This window comes from Methanoculleus sp. SDB (assembly GCA_001412355.1).
Classification (GTDB): Archaea; Halobacteriota; Methanomicrobia; order Methanomicrobiales; family Methanomicrobiaceae; genus LKUD01.
On the sequence record LKUD01000028.1, the window covers coordinates 49,143 to 55,819 of the forward strand.

At 55.8% G+C, this 6,677-nt stretch carries 3 protein-coding genes, 1 tRNA gene and 1 pseudogene; 3 read left to right on the plus strand and 2 right to left on the minus strand.

Annotated features, from left to right (window positions below):
• The first annotated feature begins 47 nt into the window (after nucleotides 1-47).
• Nucleotides 48-2,102 carry a hypothetical protein gene (locus APR53_08525; GenBank protein KQC05230.1) on the plus strand — a complete coding sequence of 685 codons (2,055 nt, stop codon included), beginning with the start codon at nucleotides 48-50 and terminating at the stop codon, nucleotides 2,100-2,102.
• A gap of 255 nt (nucleotides 2,103-2,357) precedes the next feature.
• Here the strand turns inward: APR53_08525 and APR53_08530 are convergent, their stop codons facing one another.
• Nucleotides 2,358-3,131 carry a 4Fe-4S ferredoxin gene (locus APR53_08530; protein KQC05234.1) on the minus strand — a complete coding sequence of 258 codons (774 nt, stop codon included), beginning with the start codon at nucleotides 3,129-3,131 and terminating at the stop codon, nucleotides 2,358-2,360.
• A gap of 268 nt (nucleotides 3,132-3,399) precedes the next feature.
• Between APR53_08530 and APR53_08535 the strand changes: the two are divergent.
• Nucleotides 3,400-4,272 (plus strand): annotated as a pseudogene (locus APR53_08535) (hypothetical protein).
• Between the two features lie 88 nt (nucleotides 4,273-4,360).
• Here the strand turns inward: APR53_08535 and APR53_08540 are convergent.
• Nucleotides 4,361-4,445, minus strand: a tRNA-Ser gene (locus APR53_08540).
• 167 nt (nucleotides 4,446-4,612) lie between these two features.
• Here APR53_08540 and APR53_08545 point away from each other — a divergent pair.
• The gene (locus APR53_08545; GenBank protein KQC05231.1) at nucleotides 4,613-5,596 is read left to right on the plus strand and encodes a cytoplasmic protein; all 984 of its coding nucleotides are present in this window, start codon (nucleotides 4,613-4,615) and stop codon (nucleotides 5,594-5,596) included.
• Nucleotides 5,597-6,677: the final 1,081 nt, after the last annotated feature.

The window sequence follows — 6,677 nt, forward strand, 5'->3', positions numbered from 1 at the left end:
GGGATCGTGCCGGAGGATTACGGGTGAAACAGGAATGGCTTCGCTACATGCTGGTGGGATCCATGCTGTTCAGTATCCTCCTCTCCGAAGTGGCCCTCCATCAGATCTCAGGCGGCCTTACCGTTGTTCTCACCCACCTGTGTTATTTTCCGGTTGTTATTCTTGCGTTCCGGTACCCTCGTCGCGGCGCCCTGATTGCCACCATCACCGGTCTTGGCTATCTTGCTCTTCTCGGCCTGCTGACGTATCCGGATCCCGATCTCATTGCGGGTATCATGCAGTTTTATGTGTATGTGATTATCGGGGTCATTGTTTCGTCGCTGGCCTCTGACCTGCAGCAAAACGAGATGAAATATCACTCCATATTCAATAATTCCGCCGACTGCACCCTTCTTGTGAACGTCACTACCGGTGAGATACTTGACGCGAACCGCATCTGCGCCGATATGGTGGCCGGGTGTGCTGACCGATCCAATCAGTGTTCCCTGGCGTATCTCTGGCCGGACACTGCCGAACGCACGGCATTTTTAGAAGAAGTACAGCGGAATACGTCGGTAAGCGGCAGGGAAATCCGCATCGGGCGAAACGACCGGGTGATGTATGTTCTGCTTTCGGCTGCCATGCTCGCGGATGGCATCGCCGTCATGTCACTGACGGATATCAGTGAAAAAAAGGCGATTGAGCTGGCACTGCGACAGAGCGAACGGCGGTTTCGTGAGCTGACGGAACTTCTTCCGCTTCCTGTTTTTGAGGCGGATACGGAAGGGCGCATCACCTTTGCTAATCTGGCGGCATTTGAAACATACGGCTACCCTGTAGAGGCATTAACGGAGGGTATTGGCATGCTGGATCTGATCGTGCCACAGGATCGCGATCGGGTGCGGGAAAATCTTGTACACGTGTATCGGGACCATATGGTGGTAAGAGAATATACGGCGCTTACGAAAAGCGGAAAAAGGTTTCCGGTAGTCATTCACGCCAGCTCGATCCGGAATGGCACTGAGATCCTCGGGATACGGGGCATTGCCATTGATGTCACGGAAGAACGCAACACCCAGCAGGTGATCCGGGAAAGTGAGGCACTGTACCGTACGATATTTGACAATACCGGGGCAGCCACCGCCATTGTCGGGGATAACGGCAGAATCCTCCTTGCCAACCATGAATTTTCTTTACTGCTCGATTATCCGCAGGATTCAATGACGGGCATGAAAATGACCGATTGCGTGGCTGCGGTAGATCGGGATCGGGTCCGGTCCTATCATCAGCGCAGGCAGGCCGATCCGCGAGACGCCCCCCGTAATTACGAGATGCAGTTTGTGCGCCGGGGCGGCGATCAGCTTTACTGCTCTGTGACCGTTGCTCACATCCCCGGCACAGAACGATATGTCGTCTCGCTCCTCGATATAACCGAAAGACAACGATTTTTCGATGCTTTGCAGGAAGCAAACAAAAAACTCAGCATACTCTCCGGCATCACCCGGCATGATATCCTTAACCAGATAACGGCAATACGCTGGTATATTGAGCTGATACGGGAATCGGTTGCCGGGAATGCTGCGATCGTCCCCTCGATCAACCGTGTTATGGAATGCGTCGATACGGTATCCCGGCAGATCATGTTCACCCGGATGTACGAGGAAATCGGCATAGCCGCTCCCCGGTGGCAGCACATCGAAACCGTCATGCGCACGGCATGGGAGCAGCTGCCGTCGGCCGATGTCCCCCTTGAGCTCTCAGCGGACGGTCTTGAGGTGTATGCGGATCCGCTCCTTGAGCGTGTTTTTTTCAATTTAATGGACAATTCCCTGCGGCATGGCGAACAGGTGACCCGCTTTACGGTATCGTTTACTACCAGCGGCGAGGACGGCCGGCTGCTTTTCGAGGATGACGGAGTGGGCGTGCCCGCCGATATTAAAGGCCGCATTTTCTCTCGGAATTTCGGAAAAAATACCGGATTTGGGCTTTTCCTGTCACGGGATATCCTGGGAATTACGGGTATTACAATCCGGGAGACCGGTACCGAAGGAACGGGCGCCTGCTTTGAGATGACGATCCCGAACGGGCATTATCGGTTTGTCACCCCGGATAATGACTCCTGATCCACAGCCGGTTCCCTGACGTAAACGGTCTCTCACGGAGCCCCGTGCGTTCTTCTCTTCTGGAATGTCATGCACTCCCGGTGAGAGCACACGGGATATTACGATGGCGAAGTCTTTGGGATGCCGGCATCTGACGAGAGGCGATCACGCGCTTTTCTCCCGCCGCTCATTCCCTCGCAGCCGCAGCGGGTCCGGGCAGGCCCGGTACCCTGTCATCTCTCACCGTGTGGGCACCCCCTGCTTTATGCTCGCTGGTCAGGGTTCGCGGCCGTACACGAGCGCCCCCTCTACGGGACAGACCTCCATGCAGCGGCCGCACAGGTAGCACTCCGCACGGCTGTTGCCTTCTGCCGCGACATTGACGGGGCAGGCCCGCTCGCACTTCCCGCACCGGATGCAGGCATCCGTCCGCCGGATCTTCCACCGGCTCCGTGCGGCGGCGAGGGCCAGCAACAGACCGTACGGGCAGACGAACCGGCAAAACGGCCGGTACACGGTGGCCGAAAGCAGGACGATCGCGAGGAAGATGACGAAGCCCGCGCCCGTCGGGGTGAGATAGAAGAAATCCTTCATTCCGAGGGCGACGAGGATGTTTGCGGAGAACCCCACGCCGGTTATGAGGATGACGATGAAGGCCCCGAAGCGGACGACCATCGACTGCGGTGTGAGAGTCCGGCCGTTTTGGGGGAGGGGGATCAGGTACATCAGCTCCTGCACGGCCCCGACCGGGCAGATATGTCCGCAGATGATCCGCCCGCAGAGCAGGGTGATGATGATGAAGAAAAGCAGTCCGCCAGCCGCTGCGGGCAGCGGAACGCCGAGCGCTCCGGTATTCCGGAGGATAAGGAGCTGCAGCATATAAGGGAAAACGGGTGAGAAGATCAGAAATCCGAGTGCGGCGGAGACGAGAAGAAAACTTGCGGCACGACGCCGGGAGAATCGTCCGGAATACCAGAGGGAGGCGAGGACGACAACGGCAAGCAGAGCATAGACGATACCGATTGCCTTCGGGGCGGATTCGATGACCATGGTAATCACAGCGGTTTTATCTCGCGTGTCGGCAGCGGCACCGTGACGACGAATAACCGGAATGGGGTGTCGCTCCCGTTCATCCAGCGGTGCGGGATCTTCCCGGGGCTCTTGACAGACTGGTCGGGCCCGACTCTCTCCGGGACAGCAGTCCTCTCGGTCAGTTTCATAAGGAGTGCTTCGATTCCGGAACCGGAAAAGTTTTTCCCCTATTGTCCGGACGGGGATCCCGCCACAACAGTCTTTAAGCCTCTCTTCACATGGTTGAATGAACAAAGGTGCGCTCATGGATCGGACCGATGCTGGAGTTATGGAACGCCTTCTTTCCCTGCAGGAAAATGAAATAACCGCATTTACACGCACCTTGCGGCATCCAGCAGCAACCCGCACAACCGGCAGGTGCTCGAGGCGATAGCAGCGAAAGAGCAGCGGCATGCGGCAGTCTGGCAGGGACATCCGCCCCGACCGCGTTAAAGTGCTGCTGTATTCCCTGATTGCCCGCCTGTTCGGGCTGACTTTTGCCCTGAAACTGATGGAAAACGGGGAAAAAAGAGCGCAGCGACTGTATACCGATTTGGAATCTGTCATTCCCGAAACACGAAGCATCCGGGAGGATGAGGAGGCCCACGAACGCTCCCTTCTTGATCTCCTTGACGAAGACCGCCTGCGCTATGCCGGTTCAGTGGTGCTTGACCTGAACGACGCACGGGTGGAACTGACCGGCACGCTTGCGGCCCTCTCCTTTGCGCTCCAGAACACCCGGATCATTGCCGTTGCAGGGCTTATTACGGGAGTGGCAGCCTCTTTTTCGATGGCTGCATCGGCGTATCTCTCCGAGAAGGCGGATGAAGGATCGCGTGACCCCCTTCGGGCTTCATTTTACACGGGGAGCGCGTATGTGCTGACCGTGATCCTGCTGGTGCTTCCGTTTCTGCTCGTGCAATCGTATGTTCTGGCGCTGCTGATGACGGTTGCCATCGCGCTCGGCATCATCACGGTCTTTACCTTTTACCTTTCCGTCTCCAAAGACCTCAGTTTCACAAAACGATTCGTGGAAATGGCCGCGATCAGCATAAGTTTCGCCGCACTCTCCTTTGCCGTCGGGCTCTTGATACGCTCCGTAGTCGGCATTCACCTGTAACAGATCCGATACGTTGAATTTCCCGGCGAAAGGATAAACATTTGAAAGACTGAAGTTTCTCTCTATTCCGTATTCAATTTCATTAAAACGCCGAGAGGGAGATTTGAACTCCCGTGGTGCCAAGCACCAGAGGCTTTCGAGGCCCCCGCCTTCCCGGGCTAGACTATCTCGGCACGTGAAAAAGGTGCGGATTAATGTTGCCCTTCCGGTGGTATAATAGTAACGAAGTGTCCACCACTGTTTGTGGTCCCCATACGATGAGGGCGGGCAAATCGTTCAATAGTCTTAGTAACGATCGTGTCGTCACTTCGTCTCGTTAAGAAACAGGGAGAGGAAAGCCATGGCGAGGAAATTTGTTACCCCGACTGCGGTGGTGAGCAGGTGTATCGAATTCGATCACTGTCGCTGTAACGGCGACATGATCAGGAGCCATATCGTGGACCGGCTGAAGGAGTTCGTCGACTTCATCCCGGTCTGCCCGGAGGTGGAGATAGGGCTCGGCGTGCCGCGTGATCCCATTCGCATTGTCCGGAAAGGCGGGGCACAGTACCTTGTGCAGCCTGCAACCGGACGGGACGTTTCGGACGAGATGGCCCGTTTTGCCGAGTCGTTCCTCGACACGCTTCCCCATATCGACGGATTCATCCTCAAGAACAAGTCTCCCTCCTGCGGGATGAAAGAGGTAAGGGTCTATGCGGAAACGGACAAGGGGGCCAGCATCGGCAAAACGGACGGGTTCTTTGCCCGTTCTGTGCTCAAGAGGTTCCCCGGAATGCCCGTCGAGGACGAAGGCAGGCTCCGGAACATGCGTATCCGGGATCATTTCCTCACGAGGCTCTACACCTTTTCGGAGTTCCGGACGGTGCGGGCATCGGGGAGCGTGGGTGCCCTTGTCAGGTTTCATTCGGAGAACAAACTGCTGCTCCTGGCACATAATCAGAGACAGGAACGGGAGATGGGCAGAACGGTCGCAAATCACGACGGGCTCGCACCCGCTCTGCTAATGGAGCGCTACGGAGAGCAGCTCGCCCGTGCACTCGCCACGGCACCGCGGTACACCGCAAACGTCAATGCGCTGCTCCATGCCGGCGGCCATTTCCGGGACCGGCTGACCCGCGAGGAGAAAGCATTCTTCCTTGACGCGGTGGAGAAATACCGGGAAGGGAGGATCTCCATCTGTGCACCGAAAAACATCCTCAAATCATGGATCGTGAGGTTCGGCGAAGATCGCCTCGATCACCAGACATTCTTCGCCACCTACCCGGACCGGCTGATGGAGCTCGATCCCGCGGATCTGGACCGCGGCCGCGATCTCTGGACCTGAGGACGCCCTGCCAATAACCCGTATCCACATGGGCAGACCCGGATCACCGTACCTGAAAGGCCGGTTTCAGGTTTCAATCCGGTCTTTGCCTGCCATGTGACGTCATACGTGTTCGTGCCGAACCGGTTTCCGATGCGGTATGCGGTAATCGGGTATTGCCCGTTCGGTTAAAGCTTTGGGAGTGGGTAAAAGGAAAATCAGGCTGGAAGGGAGATTAAAGAGCAAAATGCCATCTTTGAACTGGGCGGGTCGAGGGACGCCGTTAGGGCCAGCTCTGAAAAATGTCTGAAAATTAGTGTTTCTGCCGTTCCAGCAGAACAACTCCTGCAAGGCCTAAAATCAGCATAAAAGGTACAAAAAGAGTTGGAAATTCAGGGACTACCGGTGGTTCAGGGGTAGAGGGTGGTGGTGCAGACGTCGTTACGGTAATTATGACACACTCGGTTGCAGACCCTCCATCATCATCAGTTATCGTCAGTTTCACCTCGCAATCTCCCTCTCTCGTATAGACATGACAACCTGAGACAGTCCCGGTTCCTTCATCAACGATGCCGGTCATATCTCCTCCCGCCAGGTCACCCCAGTCCCACGAGGCTTCGTGAGTATCAAAGCCGGGATCTGAGAATAGTGCCGAAGCCAAAACAGTTGTATCAACAGATACCGACCCGGGAACTGACACTGAAATAATAACAGGTGCAACATTTGAGACGGTAACTGATGATGTTGCAGTAGCAGCCTGACCGTCAGGGTTGGTGACTATCAGGGTGATCCGATATTCGCCATTGTCCTTATACATGTGATCAACGAGTATACCGGAATCTGTTCCTCCGTCGCCAAAGTCCCATTCATATCTGGTATCAGATAGTGTGTTGGAGGAACCAGATGCATCGAAGCTGATATCGGATCCTTCACAACAGGAATTTTCGGCTTTTATGGAGGCAACCGGCGAAGGTGCAGCTCCCTTCATCGCAAAGCTGTGAGAATAGCCTGCAGAAATCTGTGTAAAATCCGTTCCTGCCGGGACATCGCTGCACTGGCCATATTCATCCCATCCCCATGCAACAAGAGAACCGTCTTCCTT

Bases quoted from the DNA above. Each gene is read 5' to 3' on its own strand.
- APR53_08545 (KQC05231.1), top strand. From the start codon at position 4,613: ATGGCGAGGAAATTTGTTACCCCGACTGCGGTGGTGAGCAGGTGTATC.
- APR53_08530 (KQC05234.1), bottom strand. From the start codon at position 3,131: ATGGTCATCGAATCCGCCCCGAAGGCAATCGGTATCGTCTATGCTCTG.
- APR53_08525 (KQC05230.1), top strand. From the start codon at position 48: ATGCTGGTGGGATCCATGCTGTTCAGTATCCTCCTCTCCGAAGTGGCC.